We start from the raw sequence: 24,813 nt of genomic DNA on the forward strand, positions 1-24,813 counted from the left end.
GCAATGAGTGAGCACCACGACCGCGACGCCGGCGCTGCCTGACGAGGAGGCGCTGCTGGCCGCCGCCGCCTTCGAGCGGATGGCCTCCGGCATCCAGTCGGCGGCGCGCTGCGATCCCGCCACGGTGCGGCTGATCCTCACCGCGTTCGCCGCGGGCGGGCACGTCCTGCTGGAGGACCTGCCCGGCATGGGCAAGACGACCCTGGCGCGCGCCCTGGCGGCGGTGACCGGCGGGAAGATCGGACGCGTGCAGTGCACCCCCGACCTGCTGCCCTCCGACGTCACCGGAGTGACGATCTTCAATGAGCGGAGCCGCGAGTTCGAGTTCCACCCGGGCCCGGTGTTCGCCAACGTCGTCATCGTGGACGAGGTCAACCGGACCTCCCCGAAGACGCAGTCGGCGCTGCTGGAGGTCATGCAGGAAGGGCGGATCACCGTGGACGGGAAGGCGCATCCGGTGCCGCGCCCGTTCCTGGTGGTGGCCACGCAGAACCCCATCGACCTGGAGGGGACGTTCCCGCTGCCCGAGGCGCAGCTCGACCGCTTCCTGATGCGGCTGTCGCTGGGGTACCCGGGCGAGGAGGCGGAGCTGTCGCTGCTGCGCGGCTCGTCCCTGACCGAGCCCGAGGACCTGGCGCCGGTGCTGATCGGCGAGGAGATGGCGCGGCTCGGCGCGGCGGCCGAGCGGGTCGCGGTCGCCGACTCCGTCAACCGGTACGTCCTGCAACTGGCCCAGCGCACCCGGCGGCATCCGCAACTGCGGGCCGGCGTCTCCCTCCGGGGCTCCATCGCGCTGTGCCGGACGGCGCGGATCTACGCGCTGGCCGACGGACGCGGCTATGTCACCCCGGACGACGTCAAGGCCCTGGCGCGGCCGGTCTGGGCGCACCGGCTGGTGCCGCTCTCGGGCGCCGCGGGCGCGGCCGAGACCGCGGAGCTGCTGGACGGCGTCCTGGCCGAAGTCCCCGTCCCGGCGGCGCAGGGGAACGGCTAGGCCGTGGCCGGCGGCACCCTCCGCCCCACCGCCCGCGGCTGGGCGCTGCTCGCGGCCGGAACCGTCCTGTGCGGCTGGGGCTTCGGCCTGGGCTACCCGGCGCCCGGCGCGCTGGGGGCGCTCGCCTTCCCGGCGGTCGCGCTGGCCATGGTCCTCGCCGGCCGGGTCCCGGCCGCCCGGGTCGGCCGCCGGATCACGGCGTCGCGGGTCCGCGCCGGAGAACCCGTGACCGTCGTCCTGGACGTCACGGCCGGAAAAGGCGCCGGGAGCGCCACCGTCGCCGAGCGCGTCACCGGGATCGGCGACCCGGTCGTCCTGCCCTTGGGCCTCGCCCGCCCGAGGATCCGGTACGAGCTGACCCCGCGGCGGCGCGGCGTGGTGGAGGCGGGACCGCTCAGCCTGGTCCGCACCGACCCGCTGGGGCTCGCACGCGCCGTCGGGGCGGCCGACGACGTGCCGGTGCGGCTGCTGGTGCATCCGCGCCACCACCACCTCGCCCCCGTGCCGGCGGCGGGCGGCGGGGGCCGGGACACCTCGTCGGCGTCGGTCCGGGCCTCCGAGGGGGCCTTCGCGGGGCTGCGCGAGCACGCGCCCGGCGACGACGTCCGGCAGATCCACTGGCGGACGTCGGCGCGCCGCGGGCGCCTGATGGTCCGCGAGCACGCCGACTCCGCCGGCACGGGCATGACCGTGCTGGTCGACGACCGGTACGGTCCGGATGAACTGGACGCCCTCGTGGAGGCGGCGGCGTCGATCGTGCGGTCCGGCCCCGACGTCCCGGTCGAGTTGCGGCTGGCCGGCGGCGCGCGTTCCGCCGCGGCCGCGGGGGTCGTCGCGCACCTGGACGTGCTCGCCGAGGCGGTGGCCCGGCCCGGCGCGGACTTCCCGGGCGCCTGCGCGGGGCTGCGCTCGGCCCCGACGGGACGCGCGATCGTGCTGCTGTCCACGACGGCTGCGGACGAGGACGCCGCCGCGGCCATGCGGCTCCTCGCGGCGCGGCACACCGTCTCCCTGGTCGGTCTGATCGGCCCCGGCGACGGCGGGGGCCTCGTGCCGCCCGCCGGGGTGCGGCTCCTGCGCGCGGCCGATCCGGCCGGCTTCGCCGAGCGGTGGAACGAGAGCCGGTGGTGGGCGCAGTGAACCGGATCCGGACCGCGCTGTCGTCCGCCGCCGTCGCGCTGGCCTCCGCCGCGTCGGCGCCGCTGCTGGCGGCCGGGTACGACCGGCCCCTTCCCGCGTTCACCGTGCTGGCGGTGACCGCGGCCCTCGCCGTCGCGGTGACGTCGGCCGCGTACCGGATGCTGCGCGGGCTCGGACCCGCCGCGATCCTGGCGGGCCTGCCCGTGGCGGCGGTCTGGCTGGTCGCCCTGGCCTCCTGGGCCCCCGGGCCGGTCAAGGGACCGGTGCCGGGCGCCGTGGACGCGGTGCTGCACTCCGGCGCCCGCATCCTGACGACCTCGCCGCGGGCCCCGGTGACCGTGGACCTGCTGGCGTTCCCGGTGGCGGCGATCTGGCTGGCCGCGGCCATCGCGACGGTGCTGCGCCGCGACGGGCGCGTCCTGCCCGCGCTGCTGCCCGGTGCGCTGCTCCTGTGCGGGGCCACGGCGCTCAACCCGCAGGCGGCCGGGCCCGGCTACTGGTCGGCCGCCCTGGTCGCCGCGGGCGCCGCCGTGCTGCTGGCCGCCGCGCCGCGGACCCGTCCGGACACCGCGAGCGCCGGTTTCACCGTGCGCGTCCCGGACCTGGCGGACGCGGGGCCCGCGCCCGCCCGCCGCCGGTCTCGCCCGCGGATCGGCGCGATGGTCGCGGCGGTGGCCTGCGCGGTGGCCCTGCCCGGCGCGGTCGCCGTGGTCGGCGGGTCCGGCATGCTGGACGACTGGCCGGTCAAGGCGGCCGATCCCCGCCGGGCCGCCGAGGCCCCCGCGGCGCCGGCCGAAGAACGCAACCCCCTGTCCTACCTTTCGGCGTGGTCGGCCGAGCCCGATGTGCCGTTGATGAACGTGTCAGGGCCGAAGACCCAACTGCGGTGGGCCGTCCTCTCCGAGTTCACCGGCCCGACCTGGCTGCCCGACAGCACCTACCTGCCCAGCGGGGCGACCCTGCTCCCTCCCGCCGACATGCCTCCGAAGACGGTGCGGACGAGCGTGCGCGTCTCGGTCGGCAGGCTGCCCGGCGGCTGGGTGCCGGTTCCCGGCATCCCGACCCGGGTGGACGGCCTCGCGGTCGAGCAGGACCAGGAGTCCGGCACGCTCCTGTCCTCGAAGGGCCCGGTCGCCGGGCGGAAGTACGCCGCGACGGGCGACGTCCCGGAGTGGAGCGGCTCGCAGGCGGCCGGAGCCGTGATCGACTCCGGCGAGCAGTACCAGCGCTACCTCCGGTTGCCGCCCGGTGCGCCGCGGAAGCTCGAGGACATCGCCCTCAGGGCCGCCGGCGACGGCACCGCGCACCAGCGCGCGTCCCGCCTCGCCGCGTACCTGCGCGCCTCCTACACCTTCAAGCCGGGCGCCCCCGGCGGTCACGGCTACGCCGAACTCGCGAAGCTGCTCGTCGCCCCGGGCCGCAGGGGCGGAGGCGCGACGTCGGAGCAGTTCGCCAGCGCGTTCGCGGTGCTGGCGAGGGCGGCCGGTCTGCCGAGCCGGGTGGTGGTCGGGTTCGGGCCGGGCAGCGGCGACCGCGAACGGGTGGTCCGCACCGGCGACGCGGTGGCCTGGGGCGAGATCTACTTCCGGGACCTGGGCTGGGTGCCCTACGACCCGAACCCGCGCGAGCGTTCGCAGGCGTCCCCCCAGACCGGTTCCGGGAAGCGGATCGAAGAAGGCGATGCGCAGGCCGACGGTCCCGACGCCCAGGACCTCGGCGACCAGGGCGGTGCGGGCGGCGGCGGGCGCTCGGGTTCGGGCTCGGGCCCGGAGAGCCTGCTCGTTCTCCCGGCGCTGGTCCTGCTGGCCTTCCTGCTCGGAGCGCCGCTGCTGGGCGCGATCCGGTCCCGGCGGCTGCGCCGGGGCACCGCGCCCGACCGGATCCGGGCGGCCTGGACCGAGTTGCTGGTGGCGACGCGCGTCGCGGGGCTGCCCGTTCCCGCGTCCGCCACCCCCGTCGAGATGGCGGAGCGGCTCGCGCGGGAACTGCCGCGCACGGACCCCGCCCGGCTGCGCAGGGTGGGCCGCCTGGTGAACGCCGTCCGCTACGGGGGCTCGGTCACCCTGGAGGACGCCGCGTTCACGGTCTCGGAAGTCCGTTCCGTGACCGCCGCGCTGCGCCGCTCCCGGCCGCTGCCGCGCCGCCTGCTCTGGTGGTGGGACCCGCGCGCGCCGCTGTGGGCGGCTCAGCCCTCCCGCTTGCCGCGGTGAGTGCAGACGGGCTTGGCGTAGGCGACCCGGTCGACGTCCAGCACGGCGACGACCGTCAGGCAGTACTCCACGCTCGGGTTCAGGGCGAGGATCACGGCCTTCGCCGTGCCCGCCGGCACGTTGGCCATGGTGGACGGCGTGCGCCCCGCCGGACCGCCGACCACGTAGTACGCGGCCTTGCCCCCGGTGGCGTCCTTCCAGCTGATCTCGATCGAGACGCGGCTGTCGACGATCCGCACCTGGCTCGGGCTGAACTTGCTCTCCGGCCGCACCGCCGTCGGGGTGGACGTGGGCGTCGGCGAGCCCGAACCGGGCGCCGGGGCGGCGGGAGCCTGCGACACGGGAGCCTGCGACACGGGCGGCGACGCCGGAGACGGGTCCGCACGGCGTTTGTCGGCCGAGCCTGAGCCCGTCAGGAGGGCGATCGCGCTGAACACCACCGCGGCGAGCACGAGCCCCACCAGGGCCAGCAGCACGATCCTCGGGCGCCGCGACTTCGCGGGCTCCACCTGCTGCGTGAAAGGCCCCTGAGGTTCCGCGAAGTGCAGCGGCTGGTCCGCGAACTCCGTGAGCGGTGCCTGCGGCTCCTCGAAGGGGACGTGCTGGTAGGAGGGCTGCGCATACTGGTGCGCGGGCGGTGCCTGCGGTTCCGCGAAGGGCACCTGCTGGTGCGCGGGCGGCGCCTGCTGCTCCTCGAACGGCACCTGCTGGTACGCGGACGGCGCCTGCTGCTCCTCGAAGGCCGCCTGCCACTCCGAGAGAGGCGCTTGCCGGTCCGGCGAAGACTCCTGCGGCTCTGGCAATGGCGCGTGCGGTTCCGCGAAGTGCAGCGGCTGGTCCGCGAAGGGGGCCTGCGGTTCCGCGAAGGGCACCTGCTGGTCCGCGATAGGCGCCTGCGGTTCCGCGAAAGACACCTGCTGGTCCGCGAAAGGCGCCTGCGGTTCGGCGAAATGCACCTGCTGGTCCGCGAAAGGCGCCTGCGGTTCCGCGAAGGGCACCGGCTGGTCCGCGAAAGGCGCCTGCGGTTCCGGGACGGCGGCCGGCGACGGATCGGGCTCCGGTGCCGCCTTGTCCCACGGCGACCATGGCGCGTTTTGCATCTGGACGTCTTGCGGAGGAACCGCGCGGGGCCCTTCCTCCAGCGCCTCGACGAACGCCCGCGCCGTCGGGTACCGGTCGGCGGGCTCGCTCGCCAGCGCCTTTCCGAGGACGTTCCCGAGCCACTCCGGCACGTCGTCGCGCGGCACCCGGGGGGCCGCCTCGTTCGAGGCGCGTCCACCGCCGGGGGCGAAGGGGGCACGCCCGGCCAGCAGGCCCCACAGGGTGGCGCCGAGCCCGAACACGTCGGCCTGCACGGTCTGCGGACGCCCCAGCAGCGCCTCCGGCGCGGCGAACCCGGGCTCGACGCGGTCCCGGGCGACCGGCGCCAGGACGCCCGGCGCGGTGTGCGCCGCCAGTCCCCGCGCGGTCGCCGAACCGGTGAGCAGCGGTCCCGTCTCGCCCCGCATGATCCGGCTCGGACGGACGTCGCCGTGCACGAGTCCCTCGTCGTGCAGCGCCTGCAGGGCCCGGCCCGTCGCGACGGCGGTCCCGACCGCGTCCGCGACCGGCAGAGGCTCCGGCGGGAGGGCGCCGCCGGGGCAGTACACGGCCACCGTGTACCGCTGCCCGCTGGTGGCGCGGCCGCTCTCCAGCACGCTCACCAGGTGCTCGCTGCGGGAGGCGCGTTCGAGGGCGGCCAGTTCCTCCGCCGGGGTCTCGGAACCGTCGAGCCGCACCCTGACGGCGACGGCGGCGCCGGACGCCTCGTGCACGGCGCGGTAGGTCACCGAGCCGGCGCCGCGACGGAGGATCGACAGCCCGCCGTACCCGGGGATCAGGCTCGACGAGTCGGTGGCGCGGGGGGCGGCGGCGACCCTCAGCTCGGGCGGGGGCCCGTCGGACGGCCAGGTGAACGTCGTCCCCGCGGGACCCGTCGCCGGCTCGGACCGGGGGGCGCCGAGCAGCTCCAGGAGCTCCGCCAGGGTCAGCGGCTTCGCCGTCGCGATCACTTCGGGGGAGAAGACGTCGCCGCGCTCGGTGTAGAAACCGTGGACGATGACGGTGTGGCCGCTCGCCGCGAGCCTGTCGGCCAGGAAGGGGACGCCGGCCTCCGGAAGGTCCTCCTCGAAGTCCGGCGCGAACATGAACGCCGCCGGGGCGCGGACCCTGCCGCTCTTGGACAGGTCACGCAGCCCGCTGGCGGAGGCGGCGTCGAACACGGCGGCGAAGCGGCCGGTGGCGCGCAGCCTCCGGGAGAGGTCCGGGTTCCCCGCCACGATGAGGTTCGGTGCGGTGACCATTACCTCAGGCCCCGGTCGAGAAGGTCGGACGTCGGCACAGGGACCCTCCTCGCTGACCTGTCGATGAATGTATAGCCCATCCCTTCTAGACGTCCGTGCGCGCGGTCATTGCGCAACCCCCCAGGGCTCCCGATCCGCCGCTCGATCTCACCAGACGACGGCCGACTCGTCCCCTCCCTCGTCGCCCGGCGCGGCCACGTCGTGGAGCGTGGCGGTCGCGGCCGGCTGACCGGCGTTCATTTTCTGGATCATCGCTTCGGCCGCCGCCTTGCCCCGCGCGATGGCGTCCCGGTCCTTGCGCTTCCACCAGGGGGTGAGCCACATCTCGACGGGACGGGCGGTGCCGGCGACGACGGCGGCGCGGCCGAAGGGCATGGTCCGCAGCTCCTCGGGGGTGAGAATGTGCTTTCCGTTGTGCTTGCCCACGAGGTCGGCGAGGTCGGAGAGGTCCTTGGCCGTACCGGAGCCACCCGAGATGATCCTGACCGTGGCGTTGTCCCACAGGGACGCGGCCCCGTCGGAGCCCCACACCTTGCGGGCCTCCGCCAGCGACGTCAGGTAGACGTGCACGCTGATCGAGTAGCCGCCGGACTCGCCCATGTAGGTGGCCAGGCCGCCGAGCGGGCAGATGTCGGCCACCTGGTTCAGCTCGAACGTCAGCGGCGGGTCGAGGCGACCGGTCGGATTCTTCATCGCGGTGCCGCGCGCCGTGCGGAAGTACTGCTCGATGATGGTCGTGACGATCGGGGCGATGCCTCCCCAGTCGCTCTGCTTCTTGGCGACGAAGTACAGGGTGTTCCGGCCCTGGAGGAACTTCCTGAAGTCGAACTCCTCGCCCGGGTCCGGCGTGCAGTCCTCCAGGACCTCGGGCTGCGAGAAGCACGACATGACCTGGATCACTCCGGCCCACAGGTCCTGGTTCCGCATGTTGAACTCGAGCTGCCCGGGGTAGCCGGCGGCGACCCGCCCCTCGCGCTCGCCCTGGCGCAGGATCTCCAGTGCCTCCTCCCCGTTGGCCTCGTAGACCCAGCGCATCACCTCGCGGAAGTTGAGCCTGCCGATCGCGCCGGCGTGCAGGAGGCAGCGGATGATGGTGACGATGCCGCTGAGCAGCTTGCCGCCTTCATGGCCGAGGTCGAAACCGCTCGACTGGACGAGCGTCCCCGACCGGACCGCGCAGACGTTCGGGTCCTCGCAGCCCTGCAGCGGCGACCAGCGCATCCGGTTGGGCCAGCCGGTCCAGTTGTACGGGTCGAAGACGTACACCTCGCCGAACTGCGACCGCACCATGGCCGTGTTGATGAAGGTCTCCCGGCGGCTGGACGTGACGATGCAGGGGCCGGGCGCGTCGATGGTGAACGGCGTGACGAAGTGCACGTCCTTGCCCTGCCGCGGCGCCGCGAGGATGATCGCGGTGTCCTCCAGGGACGCGTACAGCTTCCGGCGGGACCTGATGTCCCTCCCGATGTAGAACCCGACGTCCTCGGGGTTCACGGAGCGCGCGGGGACCTTCTGGGTGGACGGCCGGACCTGTGCGGCCTTGCTCTGGACGGTCCGGGCGCTCAGCAGCTTGCGGACCTCCCAGCCGGAGGCGAATCCCAGCCGCAGGCGGCGGAACTCCCGGTGGCGCCGCCAGTTCAGCAGGAGCCGGATGAGGACGTAGGCGCTCAGGGCCATCGCCGCGAGCAGCACGATGAGCAGGGTGAAGAAAACGGGGGCCGACCCAAGGGCGGCCGCGGCGGCGGGCGGCCACGCACCCCGCGGATCGTTGGGATGGCGCAGGAGGTTGTAGGTGATGCGCAGGCAGTCCGTCGGGCTGGAATCCGGCCATCCGCTGCCCGAGAGGACCCCGGACAGCTGGCCCGCCAACCACGTCAGGAAACTGCTCGCCCCGCCCAGCAGCGCGCTCACAAAGCCAATACCTATGAAGACCACGTAAACGTCGTCGTCGTCGCTACCGGCCATGGGTTCTCCTCGTTCGTGGTGCGTGGGTCATGCCGTGGTGACCGCCGAGACCCGCCAGATGTCCTCGGCGTCGCTGGTCAGGGTGACGAAAACGATGGCCCGGGTGGCCGTTCCCTTCCAGCCGTCCCGGCCGGTGGGGGTGACCGTGACCTCCCATTGGCGGTGGGCGGTCCGGGCGTTGTCGGGCGGCGCCCCGTCTTCGAGCGTCTGGGGCGACAGGCGGACCCGGGCGTAGGCGTGGTGGTCGCGCCAGGCGGGCGGCACGCCCCCGAGCGGCAGGGTCTGCAACCGTTCGGCGTACTGCCCGGTCAGGTAGGGCAGGGCTCGCCGGTAGGCGTCGCCCTGGCCGCGGTCGATCACGGCGTCGACGGTCCACATCGTCTGGACGGCGGCCCGCGACACCGCGGTCGGGTCGCTCCGGTCGACGTCCGCCGGGTCGGGGAGGCCGCCGTAGGGGGTCCCGGTCGGTGCGGGAGGAGTCGAAGGGACCGCGGCCGGCGGGGACGTGGCGGAGCCGGCCGCCTCTCCCCGGTGCGGCAGCCCGCAGCCCGAGGCGAGCAGCAGCGCGGTCACGGCCAGAACGGCGGGCCGGCGGCAGCGCCCGGACGGCATTTCACGGCGAGGATTCCGCATCATGCCTTCACCGTCTTCGGCGTGCTGAACCGGACGCCGCCGCTGAATTCCTTCTCGTTCATAGGGCCGATCTTGACGACGGTGCCCGTGTACGGCGCATGGAGCATCTGGTCTCCGCCGACGTAGATCCCGACGTGGTGCGGATCGGCGTCGCCGGGCTTCGTGAAGAAGACGAGATCGCCGGGTTGGAGGTTCGATCGGCTCACCTTCGTGCCGCGGCGGTCCCTGAGCTGGTCTCCGGTGTAGTGCGCCAGTTGGATCTTTCCGCCGGTCGCATGGTAGACCGCGTACAGGGTCAGGCCCGAGCAGTCGAAACCGCCCATGGTGGGGCCGTTGATATCGCCGCCGCCCCACACATAGGTGGTGCCCAGCCATTTCTTGGCATAGGAGATGATGCTCTGCCCGATCGCCGACGCGGGACCGCTGCCGAACGAGGCGCATGACATTCCGGCATTGTTGGGGCCGCCAAGGGAGAACTGACCGCCTGCGTAGCGTTCGGCCCACGACAGCACCAGGTTCACATAGTCCCAGGAATGGTTGTAGGCGAAGATCGCCTTCCTGGTGTCGCCGGGCGCGCCGCTGGCGTGCAGGTAGTTCGCGGCACTGAAGATCGCATCCGCCGGGTCGTAGCGGCTCTTTCTCCCATCGTTGTTGCCGTCGATCGAATAAGCGTCGAAGGTGCTCTGCAGGAACTGCATCGGACCGCCCGCGCCCGCATAGTTCTCCCCTGAGGAAACGCCCGGCAGTTTGGAGCGACCGTGGTCGGTCTCCACCTTTCCGATCCCGGCGAGCACGTACCAGGGAATGTTGTACTTCGGCCCCGCGGCCTTGTAGAGCTTGACGTAGTTGGCGGGGATGCTGTCCGCGGGGGCCTTGGCCGCGGCGGCGACGTTCTGCACGGCCGCGGAGCCGAACGGCCCGTTGCCCGGAGCGCGTTCGTAGGCCGCCGGAGCCACGGTCGGGCCGCCGGTCCGGCTCGGCTTGGGCGCCGGGCTCAGCAGTTCGGGGCCGTCGGGATTCGCCGGTCCGCACACATTGGTGAAGCCCGGCGTAAGGACGTTCTGGACCGCCACGAACATCGCCGCGATCAGGAGCAACGCGATGGCGATCGACCCGAGGCAGCCCGTCCTGAAGATCAACTTGCCCAGGCTGAAGGTCACCATCGGGGATCAATCCCGGAACGGTTGATGATGTGGCCCTCCCAGATCGGCGGTGACGTCGCCGGCCCTCCCGCCGGGGGGCGGAGGGCCGAGCCGCCACCGTCGGCGTCCTCTGCGGGCGTGCCCGCCTGCACGGACCCGCCGACCAAGACAGTGCGGTCAACGCGCGGTGATGCAAGGTGCGTCCTGCGGTCGCGCGCGGGAACGGGCGTCAGGAGACCGCAGGCCGACGGGTTGACGGGAGCGGCGGCTCGCGGACGGTCGGTCCCAGTAGGTTGATCCCCGCTGGTGCGGAGCCAGCAAGCCAGAGCAGAGCCGCTCGTGACATTCCCGGAGGTGGGCACCCGTGGTGCGGGCAACAGAGAGCGACGCCCCGCAGCGCGGGGGGATCGGCCCCGAGGCGCCGCACGGCATGCCGGGTGCGCCGGCTTATCCTGTTCGGCAGATCCGGCCTCAGCATGAGGGGTATGCTGCGCAAGCGGTCATACCAGCAGAACAAGGACCGGTGCCGAGAAGCGCGCTCGGCCTGGTCACCTACAACGGACGAGCTCCAGGGATCTGGCTCTCCTCCTGTCATGGGGGAGCCGGCGCCTCCACACTCGCCGCGCTCATCCCCAACAGTGTGAGCGCGGGACGCTACTGGCCGACGCCAGCACCCCCGGGTCAGTCCCAGGTGCTGCTTGTCGCCAGGAGCCACGCCGCGGGGCTGTGCGCCGCCCAGGCGGCCGTGGCGCAGTGGGCCGCGGGAACCCTCCCGAGCGTCCAGTTGATCGGTCTGGCCGTGGTGGCCGACGCTCCCGGAAAGCGTCCGAAACCGCTGGCGGACCTCGTGCGTTTGATCGCCGGCGGCGTTCCGCGACTCTGGGACCTGCCGTGGGTCGAGGCCTTCCGCCTCGGCGACCCTCCGGACAAGGTGAGGCTTCCCCCCGCCTACGCGCGTCTGGTCCGTGACGTGGGCGGTCTGGCTCCCGTCTGATCGCAACACAGTCGCCGCCCTGCGGCGCTTGACGATCAGTGCGGCCCCCGGACCGTCCAGTACAAGTACAGAACCGTGCTCGGAAGGTGCCCCGCCGGTCCAGCGCTGACAGGCGGCGACCCCTTCCGGAAAGGGGCCCATCGATCGCGCGGACGGCGGAACGCGCCGCGACGCGCGCCGGTGAGCCCCGGCCAAGTCGCCGTCCGCCAACTCCGGCCGGACAGAACCCTCATCGCATCATCTCGGAGGACGCGCATGCTCGACGCGACGATCACGTGGACGGCCCACCTGCTCGACCATGCGGCAGCCCTTGCCAGGGACATCCCGAACCCCGGGCAGGGCGAGGCGCCGCCGTTCGCGAACAAGATCGAGAAGCTGCTCGGCTGGGCGGCCTGGGGCGGTCTGCTCGCCTGCGTGGCGGGCTTCGTCATCATCGGCGCCCGGATGGGGATCCAGCACAAGAAGGGCGAGGGGGGCAGTCACCTCGGAAGCATGTTCATCGTGGGTTTCGGCTGCCTGCTCATCGTGAGCGCGGGATTGATCGTCAGAAACCTCGCGGCCTGATGCCGGCGCCCCGGCACCTCGGCGCACGCGGCAGGGGCCGCAGGGGCCGGGCGCCCGCGCGCCGGCGCGTGTCGGTCCTGTCCGCCGCGCTCCTGGCGCTGGGCGCCGCCCTGCTCACGATCAGCCTTCTCCCCGCTCCCGCACCCGAGATCGCCCTGGACGGGCAGCGCGGGGCGGCCTCGTTGGAACGCTCTGAACCGGCCGGCCCGCTCGCCGCGGGCCCGGCGCGGCTCGCGGTCGAGGCCCTCCCGGCCGTCCAGGGACCGGGCCGGGTGGAGACCGTCGGCCTCGCGGCGCTGGCGGCGCCCGTCGACTGGGACAAGACGGAAGACATCGAGTCGATCGACACCGACCCCGGCGGCAAGCTCCAGTTCGACCCCGAGTCGGGGCGGATCAGAGTGTGCGACACCAACTCGGACGGTCACGTCGCGCGCGGCTACGCCATCCTCGACGGGCGAGAGGTGGCCTTCGTGCACAAGGGCACGAAGGGGCATTGCGACGAGATCCAGATCCCCGACTACAAGCGCACCACGAACTACCAGTTCAAGGTCTGCATCGCCAGAAGCAATTCAGACCCGGATGGGTACTGCAACACCAGCAACACCACCCAGTGGCCGAAGGAAGACAAGAAGAACGACTCCTGCTGGGACCTGAAGACCGATGACGAGAAGATCGACTGCGTGGGGGGAGTGGAGGAGTTCTGCAACCAGTGGCAGCACACCAGCGGAATGTTCCCCAAGCAGTGCGAGAAGGACCATTCTGAGAAGAAGACGAGCGTACTCAAGCCTCCCACCGGCAGAAAGCCGGACGTCAACGCCAGGCCCGACGCTTCGCTGCCGCGCGGCCACGCCAAGGGCGTCGGAACGGTCACCGAACCGATCCAACCCCTGCTCCGCTGGATGGTCTGGACCGCGCTGACGGCATGCGTCCTGGGCTTCATCCTGGTCGGGGGCAATATGGGGCTCAAGCACAAGAGGGGCGAGTTCGGAGCGCACGCCACCGACCTGAGGTGGGTGCTGCTCGCGTGCGTCATGGCGGGCTCGGGGCTGGCCCTCGCGTTCGTCACCCTTCTCATCGACGATTTCTGAGAAGAAGGCCCGTCGTGTTTAGGTCGAGCGATTTCGCAGTCTCCGCTCCACGTCGTTCGGGGGGTTCGTAATGGACGATCTCCTCAACCAGGCGTGGGCATGGCTCGTCAGTAAGCTGCTGGACTGGGCGCTGTCGAGCTTCCAGACGTTCCTCACCTGGTGGATGAGCGACGCCTACAGCGTGCAGATCAGCGGAGAACAGGGCGGAGTGCTCTACGGGATCCGCGAGTACAGCAACTGGATGACCGCCGGAGGAGCCTTCGTCGGCTTCCTCGTCGCGGCGTTCCGGATCGCGGTCAAACGCAAGGGCGAGCCGTTCAGACAGGCGATGTCCCAGTTCTTCGAACTGGCCGTCATCGTCCTGACGCTGGCCACGCTGGTCAACCTGCTGAACATCGCCGGGCAGAGGTACTCGCACTGGATCGTCGAGGGCATGGGCCCGAAGGGCGACGCCTGGATCGACAACTGGAAGAACGGGATCGATCTCCTCGGGGGAAACCAGGACGACACGTCGTTCATCCTTGCCTTCTTCGCCCTCGCCGCGGCGCTCTCGTCGGCGATCCAGTTCGTTCTGATGCTCTTCCGCAACGGCGCTCTCGTCGTCCTGGTGGGAATTCTCCCGACGGTCGCGGCGGCCAGGTTCACCTCGTATGGAGATGCCGCCTACAAGCGATGCCTCGGCCTGCTGGTCGCCTTCACCGTGGTCCAGCCGGTCATCGCGACGATCGACGCGAGCGCCCTGGCCCTGATGGCGTCCAAGTACGAGGCCGACCGCCTCGCCGGGCTGGCCCTCGCCGCCGGGTCGGTGTTCGCGATGCCGGCCACCATCCGCGCCGTGATGCCCGTGGCCACGGAGGGCCTGGGCTTCTTCGGCATCCGCCAGGTCGGCCACTTCACCTACGGCGGTACCGCCGTGACCATGCGCAAGTCGGCGACGGGTCTCTTCACGGGCCTGCTGGCGAGCGGTGGCGGCGGGGGCGGTGGCGGCGGCGGGGCGGCTCCCGCGCCGCGCACCCGCTCCGGCGGCGGTTGGGGCTGGGGCTGGGGTAACAGAGGCGGCGGTTCGGGCGGTGGCTCGGGCGGCGGCGGAACGACCCCCAGGCCGCCCAACGGACCGGGCGGTGGACCGACGACCGGCGGGCCGGGCGGTGGACCGACGACCGGTGGGCCGGGCGGTGGACCGACCGGTGGACCGACCGGCGGACCGAGTGGTGGTCCGAGCGGCGGGCCGGGCAGTGGCTCGGGCAGCGGCCCGGGCAGCGGCGGGGGTCCGCAGGGCCCCTCGGGGGCCGACCCTTCTTCCAGCGTCCCCCCGTATGACGTTCCCGCTCCTGACTTCTCCTCCATCGGAGGCAATGGCAGCCAGCCGCCCAGCTATCGGCCCCCCGATCCCGGTTCCTCCTCCAGCGGAGGTACTGGATATTCACCCCCTTCCGGGGGCGGTGGTCCGAGCGGTAGCAGCGGAGGCGGGGGCGGTCCCAGTGGCAGTGCGTAGCCGAAGGAATGAGGTGGAGGCGGCGTGACGTCCGACTACCGTGAACCCACGTACGGGAACTGGCGGAAGCCGGTGTCCCCTGGAATCGGGCGGCTGGGACTGGCGGGCACGCTGATCCTCATGATCGGGCTGATCGTCATCACCCTGGTCGCGACGCTGTCGCTGATGCTGGCCCTGTTCGGCGCCGTCGCGCTGGGTGTGGTCATGCTGCCGCTCATCATCCAGGACGCGCATGGGCGGACCGCCCTCCAGTCGCTCACGGCACGGGTGACCTGGTGGTCGGGCCGTTCCCAGGGGTGGCACCTCTACCGTTCGGGGCCGCTGAGCGTCGTCCCGCACGGCACGTGCCGCCTTCCGGGGCTGCTCGCCCAGTCCCGGCTGGTCGAGGGCCGCGACTCCTACGGGCGCCCGTTCGCCCTGGTCATGGTCCCGTCCACGAAGCACTACACCGTGGTGTTCGAGTGCAACGCCGAAGGGGCGGCGCTGGTCGACCAGACCCAGATCGACACGTGGGTCTCCCACTGGGGGCAGTGGCTGGCCTCGCTGAGCTACGAGCCGGGGCTGGCCGCCGCGAGCGTGACCATCGAGACGGCTCCCGACACCGGGACCCGCCTCCGGGAGGAGATCTACGCCAACACCGACCCGAACGCGCCCGAGCTGGCCCGGCAGGCTCTGGACGAGATCGTCTGGAACTACCCGGTGGGCAGCGCGCGGGTCTCCACCCGCATCGCGGTCACCTACACGGCCCTGCCGCAACTCGGGGGCAAGCGGCGCGACCAGGACGCGATGGTGCGGGAGATCGGGATGCGGATTCCCGGACTGATCTCCGGGCTGGCGATGACCGGCGCCGGATCCGCCCGCGCGCTGACCGCGAAGGAACTCGCCCGCGCGGTCCGGATCGCCTACGACCCGGACGCGCAGCAGGTCCTGGAGGCCACCGAGGACCAGGAGATCCGCTGGGAGGACGCCGGCCCGGTCGCGGCGCAGGAGTCGTGGGACCACTACGTCCACGACAGCGGCTGCTCCATCACCTGGGGCATGTCGGAGGCGCCGCGAGGCGAGGTGCTGTCCAACGTGATGACGGGGCTGGTGGCCCCGCACCACGACATCGCCCGCAAGCGCGTCACCTTCCTCTACCGTCCGCACGATCCGGCCTCCGCGGCCCGGATCGTGGAACGGGACCGCCGGGACTCGCGCTTCCGCCTCGACGGCGCCTCCAGCGCCGCCCGGAACGAGATCGACGTCATCAAGAGCGACCAGTCGGCCCTGGAGGAGGCCAGGGGGGCGGGAGTGATCCGGTTCACCGTCCTCGTCACCGCGACCGTCCGCTCGGCCGAGGAGCTCCCGGTCGCGGCGGCGGCCGTCGACACCCTCACGGGCCCCGCGCGGCTGCGGCTGCGGCAGATGTACGGGTCGCAGGCGTCGGCGTTCGCGGCCGCCCTTCCGCTGGGCATCGTCATTCCCGACCACCTTCAGGTCCCGGCGCTGGTGAGGGAGGCCCTGTGAAGCGTCCCGCCGAACCGGTTCCCGGAGTGGTCGGAGAGCTCCTCGCCGAACAGGATGACGAGAAGGGCAAGAAGAGCAAGAAGAAGAAGGAGAAGGAAAAGAAGGCCAAGCCCGAGCTCAAGCCCGGGTTCAGGGGCTTCTCCCGCCGCGGCGGCGGCCGGGCCTCCTACGTGGAGATGCCGTCGGAATGGCGCGGGACCACGGTCCAGGTGTGCGGGCTGTGGCCGTTCGGGGCCGGGTCGGGAACGCCGATGGTGGGCGTGCCGCTCGGCCGCGAGCTGACCACCGGCGCGGCGCTGTGCTGCGATCCGATCTCGTGGTTCCAGCGGGCGAACCTGATCCACAACCCGTCGGCCCTGGTGCTGGGCAAGCCGGGGCTGGGCAAGTCGACGCTGATCCGCAGGATGGTGGTGGGGCTGGTCGGGCAGGGGGTGTTCCCCATGGTGCTCGGCGACCTGAAGCCCGACTACGTCGACCTGGTCCGGGCGATGGGCGGGCAGATCATCAAGCTCGGCCGCGGGCTCGGCTCGCTGAACGTGCTCGACCCGGGGGCGACGGCGCACGCGGCGGCCAGGCTCCCCGAGGCCGCGCGGGCCAAGCTGATCGCCGACGCGCACGGCCGCCGGCTGAACATGGTCAGCGCGCTGGTCACGCTGCTGCGCGGCGGGCCGATCGCCGACACCGAGCGCACCGTTCTGAACGCGGCCCTGCGGGTGCTGGACGAGCGCCACCGCGGCGTGCCCGTCCTGCCGGACCTCATCAAGGTGATCGACGACGGGCCGGAACGGCTGCGCGCGGTGACCCTCGCGCGCGGGGACGAGGCGCGGTACCGCGCGGCCGTCGACCCGCTGCACGCCTCGCTGCTCGGCGTCCTGGACGGTCCGATGGGCGAGACGTTCGCGCACCAGACCACCACCGCGATCGAGCTCGACAATCCTGGCGGCGTCTGCATCGACATCAGCGGGATCGACGACGCCGACGCCGAGCTGCAGGCCGCCGTCCTGCTGGCGTGCTGGTCGGACGGGTTCGGCTCGATCGAGGCCGCGCACGCGCTGGCCGACGAGGGGCTCGAACCGCAGCGGCACTTCTTCGTCGTCCTGGACGAGTTGTGGCGGGTGCTGCGGTCGGGGCGCGGCCTGGTGGACCGGGTCGACGCCCTCACCCGCCTCAACCGGCAGCGCGGCACGGGGCAGGTGATGATCACGCACACCATGGCCGACCTGCTGTCGCTGAGCGACCGCGCCGACCGGCTCAAGGCCAAGGGCTTCGCCGAGCGCGCGGGCATGGTGATCTGCGGTGGGCTGCCCCAGGCGGAGATGCCGATGGTGAACGAGGTGGTCCGGATGTCCTCCATCGAGGAGCGCATGATCATCGACTGGTCGACGCCGCCGTCCTGGAACCCCGAGCTCAAGCGGGACAGCGAGCCCCCGGGACGCGGGAGGTTCCTGGTCAAGGTCGGCGGCCGCCCGGGCATCCCGTTCAAGGTGGAGCTCACGTCGGTCGAGCGCGATGTCAACGACACCAACAAGCGCTGGACCAACTCGACCACGAGGCCTCCCGCCCAAGCCCTCTGAGGGCTGTTCGTCCGGCCGGCCGTGGATCATCCTTGTACCGGCGTGATGATTCGCGGCCGAGGTGAGGGAAGCCGTGGCGAGACGGGCATGGTCGCGGGGCGCGAGCGTCTACCGGCCGCCGCCCGCGCCGACGCTCGTGGACCCTGCCACGTCCGCGGCCGCGGCGGCGGACGGCGTCACGGAGGAGTGGGCGGTCGGCGACCGCATCCTGGACCTTTACGAGGTCCGCGAGCTGTACGGCGACGGCGGCATGGGGCTGGTCTACCGCGTCCGCCACCTTGGCTGGGACATCGACCTGGCCGTCAAGTGCCCGCGCCCTGACATGCTGGCGAGCGAGGGCCTTGTGCGGCTGTTCGTCCAGGAGGCCGAGACGTGGGTGGCGCTGGGGCTGCACCCCAACATCTGCACCTGCCATTACGTGCAGACGCTGGGCGCGGTTCCACGGGTCTTCGCCGAGTTCGTCGACGGGGGAAGCCTGCGGCAGTGGATCCGCGGCGGACGCCTGTACGAGGGCGGCCCGCGGGCGGCGCTGGAGCGGATCCTGGACGTGGCGATCCAGACCGCCTGGGGCCTGGCGCACGCGCACCGCCTCGGCGTGGTGCACCAGGACGTCAAGCCCGCCAACGTCCTGCTCGACTCGGCCGGGAACGCCAAGGTGAGCGATTTCGGGCTGGCGCGTGCCGGAGAGCTGATGGCTGGACGGTCGTCGGCGGAGCCAGGCGACGGCACGCTTCTGGTCACCACCGGGGGGTTGAGCCCTGCCTACGCCTCGCCCGAGCAGGCGGCCCGGCGCCCCCTCGGGCGGCGCGCGGACGTGTACAGCTTCGCCGTCAGCGTGCTGGAGATGTTCACCGGCCGGGTCCGCTGGCGCCTGGGCCCGGCCGCGGGGACGGGCCTCGCCCGCTACCTGGACGGTCAGAATCCCGACGCGCCCATGGGCGCCATGCCCGCCGGGCTCGCCGACCTGCTGGCCCGGTGCCTGCGCGACGAGCCGGAGCACCGCCCGCGAGCCATGGCCTCGGTCGCCGCGGAACTGGTCTCCCTCTACGAGGCGGAGTTCGAGACGCCCTACCCGCGGGCCCTGCCCAGGACGGCGGAACTGCGCGCCAACGAGCTCAACAACCGGGCGCTGTCGCTGCTCGACCTCGGGCGGCCGGAAGAGGCGGCGGCCGCCTTCCGGGAGGCACGCGCCGCCGACCCGCGCCATCCGGAAGTGATCTACAACTCCGGCCTGCTGCGCTGGCGCGCCGCCGGCGTCACCGACGCCGATCTGACGGCGGAGCTGGAGTCGGTCCGCCGCGACGACCCCGAGCGGGTGGGACGGCTCCTCCGCCTGGTCGACTGCGAGCGCGGTGACACCGAGGTCCGCGAAGAGCGCGGCGCCGACGTCGAGACGGAGGACGAGGAGGACACCGAGTTCCGGGCGGAGGTCGAGGAGGACGTCGAGTTCGACACGCCTGGGAACGAGACCGTCTTCGCCCTGTGCCCCACACCTGACGGCCGGCACGTCGTGGGCGCGGGTTCGAGCGGGCGTCTGCTCGTCTGGGAGCTGGACACGGGCCGCCGTGTGCGGATCATCCCGACCGACAACTGGGTGATCTCCCAGCTCTGCGTGACGCGCGACGGGCGGCACGCGCTGGCCGGGAAGAACAGCTTGCAGGCGTGGGACCTGGTCACCGGCGAACGCACAGGTCCGTGGCGGGGGAGGAAATCGGGGACGGACGCGATCTGCCTGACGCCCGATGGGGCCTTCGCCCTGACGGCGGGTCGGCGCGACTCCATCCATCTCTGGGAGGTGGCCACGCTCCGGCGAGTGCGCACGATGCCGGGGCTGCGGGACGAGAACGGTCACAGCGTCATGAAAGCGGTCTGCGTCAGCCCTGACGGGCGCCATGCCTTGTCCGCACACCGCGGTCCCCGACTGTGCCTGTGGGATCTGGTCACGGGGCAGACGGTCTGGACGACGAAGATCCCGGAGAAGACGGGCGGCCGCCTCCTGCACGACGCGTCGCTGGTGCACGTCACCCCCGACGGCCGGCACGCCGTCGCGGCCTTCCCCCGGGGCGTCGTCGTCACGCTGGACATGGCCACCGGCCGGGTCGCGCGCACGTTCGCCGATCCCTCGTCCCATGAGCTGAAGAGGATGTGCGTCACTCCGGACGGACGCCACCTGGTGATGATCGACGGCGTGCTGCGGCTCTGGGAGCTGGAGACCTGGCGCTGCATCAGGACGATGAGCGCCCCGCCCGATCCGCGAAGCGTCTGCGCGGCCCCGGACGGCCGCCGCGTCGTGATCGGGCCCGGTCACGGTCGGCCACGGGTCGTGGATCTGGGGCGGCGGCGCCCGGCCCCGCTGCAGATCTGCCGCCCCCGTTCCCACGGCGAGCTGAGCGGGCTCGACTCCCGCGTCAGGGCGCAGGTGGCGGAGGCGGAGCGGCAGATCGACGCGCGGCGGTACACCGAGGCCGCGGCGATGCTCGAACGGCTCCGGAGCGAGCCCGATCTCGGCGGAAGCGCGCCCGCCCTCGACGCGTGGCACCGGCTCGCGCTGGTGTCCACCCGTGCCGGGGTCCGGGCGTCATGGCAGCTGGGGACGCTGGCCGTCCACGCCGGGCCGGTGACGTGCCTTGAGGTCACGCCCGACGGTGAACGGGCCGTGTCGGCGGGCGCGGACGGCGCCGTGCGGGTATGGGACGTCGCCACGAGGCGCCTCGTGCACCGACTGGTCGAGGAGAGCCCGGGCGTGCGCGCCTGCCTCACCCCGGACGGGCATCGCTGCGTCACCTCGTCGTCAGGCGAAGAGCTGAACGTGTGGGATCTGGCCGCCGGGCGGCTGGTGCGCACCCTGCGGACGGGCGCGTCCGGGCGCGGGCGGCTCGTCGCCGTGTGCGCGAGCCCGGACGGCCGCCATGTCATCACGGCGGGAGCCGCGGGAGGGGACGGCGAAGAGATACGGCTGTGGAACATCGAATCCGGCCGCACGGCGATTCTGCACGGCGGTCGGGAGGGCGGCCCCGGCATCCCCCCGGCCCGCGGCGTCACGGCGCTGACCGTCACTCCCGACGGCCGCCATCTGATCATCGGTGGCCGGAACGAGGTATGGGATCTGTTCGGCGACGCCGAGGCCACCGCGAGGATCTGGCCGGACGGCGCCGCGGGCGTCGGCATGACCCGGGACGGCCGCCATGTCCTGGGCGTCTCCGCCGGGTTCTCCGGTGACGTCCGGTCCGAGGACTCCATGCTCTTCCTGCGCCGCCTCGGCAACGTCTCGATCGTCGGGGCGTACGGGACCGGGGTTACGGCCGCCTGCGCCATGGTCAACGGGCGCTGGGGGCTGACCGGCTCCGCGAACGGAGCGGTGACCATGTGGGATCTGCGCCGGCGGAGCAGCGGCGAACCGCACCACGTCCTGGCCGATGGCGGGAGCGAGGTGGCCCTTGTGCGCGTCACCGACGCGGGCCGGCACGTCCTCGCCGCGGGCCTCGACGGCACAGTGCGCGTGTGGGAGCTCGACTGGGAACTGCGCGTGCGGGACCCGTCGGACTGGGACGACAGGGCACGGCCGTTCCTGACCAATTTCCTCACCCTCCGCGGTCTGGAAGGGCGGGCCGCTCCCGAGTGGACAGAGGACGACTTCGACGCCCTCTGCCGCGAGCTCCAGTACGCCGGATTCGGCCGGCTCGGCCGGTCCGGGGTGAGAGCGGAACTCGACCGCATGGCCGAACGCTGGAACGGCCCGCCCAAGCCGAGATTCGCATGGGATCGGGATCGGACGACGTGACGACGACCGGCTCCCGCGACAGCAGCCAGCGGCGGCCGCGCCGGAGCGCCCGTACCCGGATTCCCCGAAGGTCTGGTGAGGGCTGAATTGCGGTGATTCTAATAGGATCTCGCCATCACGGTCGGGGAGGGCGCCGGGGATGAGCGGACGCGAGCTCAGCGGGACGCTGGCGGTGCGGCGGCACTGGTGCCGGCCGGACGAGCCCGTCCTGCTGTGCCTGTACTGCCATGGCGCCGCCCTGCGCTTCGACGTGGACGGCCACGACTGGCGGGGCGTCCCGGGCGGCGCCGGACGCGCCGTGCTGAACGCCGTCGGAGCCGGTGTGGACTCGGCGTTCCGCGAAGACAGCCTCACTCCGCCGGCGATGGTGGTCTTCGGGCCGGGCGGCGGCATGGCCGCGCGGGTGGCGCTTCCCGACTCCGCGGAGCCCCGCTGCTTCGTCCTCACCCCGTTCCGGATCGGCATCGTCGCGATGATGCCGGGCGAGGCCGCCGAGTCCGGGGTGCGGCGCGAGCCGCAGGCGGGGGTGCTGTCACGGGCCCGGAGGATCGCCGCCGGGGCGGCGGAGCTCGGGCGCTCGCTCGCTCGCGACCATCCCTATCCACCGGGCGAACCGGTGCCGCTGTCACGCGTCGCGGGCCTCGCCGAGATCCCGTCGGCGCACATCGCGCACCTCGGCCTGGACCGGCGCAAGCTGCCGTCCGGGTTCCGTCCCCGCAAGGTCCCGGTCCTGCGGATCGGGCTCCATGACGGTTCCGGCTTCGACGTCACCGCACCGGACGACGAGGCGGCGGGCCGGCTCCTCCACCTCGCCACGCAACGTTCCTGACGGGCGACCACATGCCGCGCAACGAGCAGAAACTGTATGAGATCGCCCGCGCGCACTGGTGCGCGCCCGGCGAGAGGCTGGTCATGGGCGACCACGCGGCCGGCCACATCGGCGCGACGGTGCGGGGGCTGAGCACGGCCCCGGCCCCGTCCGCCGTCCCGGACGGCTCGTCCGTCCCGGACCCGTCCTGGCCCCTGCCGACCGATCCGGTCCGGACGGGCCGGTTCTGGTACGACGAATGGCCCGACGATCCGGTGATCTGGGGGTGGGCGCACGCGCCCGGACCGGACGCGGCGGCGGCCGCCGTCGCCGGCCACATGACCGGCTACGCCGACGAGGCGTGGCTGCTGCTCACGGACCGGCGGCTCGCGGTGTCCGTGGAGTCGCGGTTCGCGCGTCCCTCCGGGCGGCCTGGCGGGCTGCGAGGTCGCGTCCGCGGTGCCCGGGGCGATGACTCGGGCGATTCCGCCGTGCCCCTGACGACCTGCTGGGAGATCCCGTTCGCGGCCGTCCGCGGACTGCGGGCGGTGCCGCTCGGCCGCACCCCGCAGCCGGAATGGTTCATCCGGATCGACTTCACCGACGGGTCCGCGTTCGACTTCCGGCCCCGCCGCGGGGCCAAGGCCCCGGAGTACGTCGCGTCGGTCTACTCGGGCCTGGCGCCCAGGCCCTGAACCCCGCGGACATCCGAAACCGGAACTACCCCAAGACTCAGCCGTTTTCCGCTGTAATGCCGTAACTCCATTCAATCCAGCCGGCTTCCCTTATTGGCCTACCGGGCAAGCCGGGTTGCCCAGCGGAAACCGGAGGTCCATTGGCCTGGGACGGCTCTCGAACCTGATCACGATCCGGTCTGCGGACGGTAAGAGTCTTGTCGGTTTTATGGCCTTTTTGTATGTTCACTTCAACCGGGGGAAGTCCGTTGTCCCGCCGTCCGCCGCCGACTCGGGATCCGGGCCGGCGACGCCGGCCGCCGATCTCCCGAGGAGACGCCATGTCCGAGGTCAAACGCCGCGATCTGCTGGCCGGGGTCGCCGCCCTCACCGGGTTCGCGACCGTCGGTCTGCTCCCCGGCACCGCCGCCGCCGCGACCCGGCAGCGCCCCGGTGCCCTCCGGCCGCCCTCCCTCACCGCCGGCGACAAGGCGGTGGTCGCCCGCGTCGACGCCCGCCGGGCGCTGCGGCACCTGAGAGTGCTCAGCGACGAGATCGGCTGGCGCATCGCCGGCACGCCGTCGGAGCACCGGGCCGCCCGCTACATCGCCGGATGCCTGCGCGATCTCGGCTACACGGTCGAACTCCAGCCCTTCCCGGTCGCCGACAAGTACCTGGCGGAGATCCGGTCCCAGGGCGAGCGGGTCTGGCAGTGCAGTGCCTCCCCGCAGGGCGCCGTCGCCTCCATGGACGGCACGGTGGTGGACGTGGGCCGGGTCACCGAGGTCACCGGTGACGTGCGCGGCGGCCTCGTGCTGTTCGACCGGATACCCGGCATGGAGACCGAGCAGGCCAAGGCCGCCGCGGGCGCGGGCGCCGCCGCGGCGCTCATCGTCAACGCGCGCTCGGTCACCTACCCCGAGCGCAAGGCCGGCAGCTTCGTCCCGACCCTGAAGGAGACGGTCGCGATCCCGGTGCTGGGCCTGGCCGAGTACCACGGCGAGCGGATCCGCGCGGGCGCCCGGCGGCTGTCTTTCGGGATCACCCACCACTCGGGGCTGACCTCGTACAACGTCCTGGCCGAGCGGAAGGCGACGCTGCCCAATCCCACCGGCAAGGCCGTCATCGTCAGCGCCCACTACGACAGCGTCCCGGGCTCGCCCGGCGCCAACGACGACGGCAGCGGAACCGCGCTGTGCCTGGAACTGGCCCGCGTGCTGAAGCGGCTGCCGACCCAGCAGGCGATCCGCGTCTGCCTGTGGGGCTCGGAGGAGTCCGGCCTGGTCGGAGCGCGGCACTACGTGAAGCAACTCGACGCGGAGGGCGTCGGGCAGATCACCGGCTGCTTCCAGAACGACATGGTGGCCACCAGCCATCCCCCCGCGGGCACGTACTGGCTGCTGTCCGTGGACGGCGCGGACAACACCACCACGGCCGCGGTGAACGCCGCCGCGGCCCGCCTCGGCTACTCCGACCAGACCAAGGGCCCCACCGCCCGGGGCTCCAGCGACCACGAGGCCTTCTACGAGCGCGGTATCCCGGCGGGCAACTTCAGCTGGCGCGGCGGTGAGGCGCCCAGCCAGCTGGAGCCCCTCTACCACACCCCCGAGGACACGATCGCCCAGAACGTCAGCCTGGAGCGGCTGCAAGTGTCCCTCGAACTGATCGGCTGCGCCCTCTACGACGTGGCCCGCCGCAAGTAGCCGCCCCCGGTCACCTCCCGGTCCGCGGTTCCGCCGGCTCCGCGGGCCGGGTCGTCCATACCCGTGCCGTCAGGGATCACTCCGTGGTGGTCGTTGCGCTGGTCGGACGAGGGGGCGGAGGCCGCGGCCGCGAAGGGCGCTTCCGGGTCACCCTGCGGGCGATCCCGCGTGGGCCGGCGCCCCGGCGGCCCCGCCCTCGC

The 24,813-nt window shown here is 72.7% G+C and carries 17 protein-coding genes; 13 read left to right on the forward strand and 4 right to left on the reverse strand.

What is annotated here, in order from left to right; translation table 11 throughout:
* Positions 1-7: 7 nt before the first annotated feature.
* From AB0K37_RS15005 to AB0K37_RS15015, 3 genes are read left to right on the forward strand one after another with little or no spacing between them, the layout of a single operon-like run.
* Positions 8-994, forward strand: a complete 987-nt coding sequence (locus AB0K37_RS15005) for an AAA family ATPase (RefSeq protein WP_353835228.1) — start codon at positions 8-10, stop codon at positions 992-994.
* Between the two features lie 3 nt (positions 995-997).
* A complete protein-coding gene (locus tag AB0K37_RS15010; protein ID WP_363980329.1) occupies positions 998-2,134 on the forward strand; it encodes a DUF58 domain-containing protein in 1,137 nt (378 codons plus the stop codon).
* Positions 2,122-4,344: a transglutaminaseTgpA domain-containing protein gene (locus AB0K37_RS15015; protein ID WP_363980332.1), complete on the forward strand. Its 2,223-nt coding sequence runs from the start codon at positions 2,122-2,124 to the stop codon at positions 4,342-4,344. Before AB0K37_RS15010 ends, AB0K37_RS15015 begins: the two co-directional genes overlap by 13 nt.
* Here AB0K37_RS15015 and AB0K37_RS15020 read toward each other — a convergent pair.
* From AB0K37_RS15020 to AB0K37_RS15035, 4 genes are all read right to left on the reverse strand, one after another.
* Positions 4,320-6,686: a protein kinase gene (locus tag AB0K37_RS15020; protein ID WP_363980335.1), complete on the reverse strand. Its 2,367-nt coding sequence runs from the start codon at positions 6,684-6,686 to the stop codon at positions 4,320-4,322. The two genes, AB0K37_RS15015 and AB0K37_RS15020, sit on opposite strands and share 25 nt — an antisense overlap.
* Positions 6,687-6,833: 147 nt before the next feature.
* Entirely contained in the window at positions 6,834-8,651 is a 1,818-nt protein-coding gene (locus tag AB0K37_RS15025) for a TraM recognition domain-containing protein (RefSeq protein ID WP_363980338.1), read from the reverse strand.
* Between the two features lie 27 nt (positions 8,652-8,678).
* Positions 8,679-9,287 carry a hypothetical protein gene (locus AB0K37_RS15030; RefSeq protein ID WP_363980341.1) on the reverse strand — a complete coding sequence of 203 codons (609 nt, stop codon included), beginning with the start codon at positions 9,285-9,287 and terminating at the stop codon, positions 8,679-8,681.
* Entirely contained in the window at positions 9,284-10,447 is a 1,164-nt protein-coding gene (locus AB0K37_RS15035) for an NlpC/P60 family protein (RefSeq protein ID WP_363980344.1), read from the reverse strand. Before AB0K37_RS15035 ends, AB0K37_RS15030 begins: the two co-directional genes overlap by 4 nt.
* 409 nt (positions 10,448-10,856) lie before the next feature.
* Between AB0K37_RS15035 and AB0K37_RS15040 the strand changes: the two genes are divergently transcribed.
* The 10 genes from AB0K37_RS15040 to AB0K37_RS15085 all read left to right on the forward strand — a co-directional run bounded on the left by AB0K37_RS15040 (position 10,857) and on the right by AB0K37_RS15085 (position 24,613).
* The gene (locus tag AB0K37_RS15040; RefSeq protein WP_363980370.1) at positions 10,857-11,420 is read left to right on the forward strand and encodes a DUF6668 family protein; all 564 of its coding nucleotides are present in this window, start codon (positions 10,857-10,859) and stop codon (positions 11,418-11,420) included.
* Positions 11,421-11,675: 255 nt separating this feature from the next.
* Positions 11,676-11,984, forward strand: a complete 309-nt coding sequence (locus tag AB0K37_RS15045; protein ID WP_345179637.1) for a hypothetical protein — start codon at positions 11,676-11,678, stop codon at positions 11,982-11,984.
* The gene (locus AB0K37_RS15050) at positions 11,984-13,072 is read left to right on the forward strand and encodes a hypothetical protein (protein ID WP_363980347.1); all 1,089 of its coding nucleotides are present in this window, start codon (positions 11,984-11,986) and stop codon (positions 13,070-13,072) included. Before AB0K37_RS15045 ends, AB0K37_RS15050 begins: the two co-directional genes overlap by 1 nt.
* A gap of 70 nt (positions 13,073-13,142) precedes the next feature.
* Positions 13,143-14,567, forward strand: coding sequence for a hypothetical protein (locus AB0K37_RS15055; RefSeq protein ID WP_363980349.1), 1,425 nt, complete (start codon positions 13,143-13,145; stop codon positions 14,565-14,567).
* A gap of 24 nt (positions 14,568-14,591) precedes the next feature.
* Entirely contained in the window at positions 14,592-16,073 is a 1,482-nt protein-coding gene (locus AB0K37_RS15060; RefSeq protein ID WP_363980352.1) for an SCO6880 family protein, read from the forward strand.
* Positions 16,070-17,647 carry an ATP/GTP-binding protein gene (locus AB0K37_RS15065; RefSeq protein WP_363980355.1) on the forward strand — a complete coding sequence of 526 codons (1,578 nt, stop codon included), beginning with the start codon at positions 16,070-16,072 and terminating at the stop codon, positions 17,645-17,647. Before AB0K37_RS15060 ends, AB0K37_RS15065 begins: the two co-directional genes overlap by 4 nt.
* A gap of 73 nt (positions 17,648-17,720) precedes the next feature.
* Positions 17,721-21,428 (forward strand): serine/threonine-protein kinase, encoded by a 3,708-nt coding sequence (locus AB0K37_RS15070; protein WP_363980358.1) that lies wholly within the window; start codon positions 17,721-17,723, stop codon positions 21,426-21,428.
* A gap of 139 nt (positions 21,429-21,567) precedes the next feature.
* Positions 21,568-22,257 (forward strand): hypothetical protein, encoded by a 690-nt coding sequence (locus tag AB0K37_RS15075; RefSeq protein WP_363980361.1) that lies wholly within the window; start codon positions 21,568-21,570, stop codon positions 22,255-22,257.
* An 11-nt stretch (positions 22,258-22,268) separates the two neighbouring features.
* On the forward strand, positions 22,269-22,931 hold the full coding sequence (locus AB0K37_RS15080) for a hypothetical protein (protein WP_363980364.1): 663 nt from the start codon (positions 22,269-22,271) through the stop codon (positions 22,929-22,931).
* 320 nt (positions 22,932-23,251) lie between these two features.
* Positions 23,252-24,613, forward strand: coding sequence for a M20/M25/M40 family metallo-hydrolase (locus AB0K37_RS15085; protein WP_363980367.1), 1,362 nt, complete (start codon positions 23,252-23,254; stop codon positions 24,611-24,613).
* The last annotated feature ends 200 nt before the right edge of the window (positions 24,614-24,813 follow it).

The sequence above is a fragment of the Actinomadura sp. NPDC049753 genome (genome assembly GCF_040674655.1).
Classification (GTDB): Bacteria; Actinomycetota; Actinomycetes; order Streptosporangiales; family Streptosporangiaceae; genus Spirillospora; species Spirillospora verrucosospora.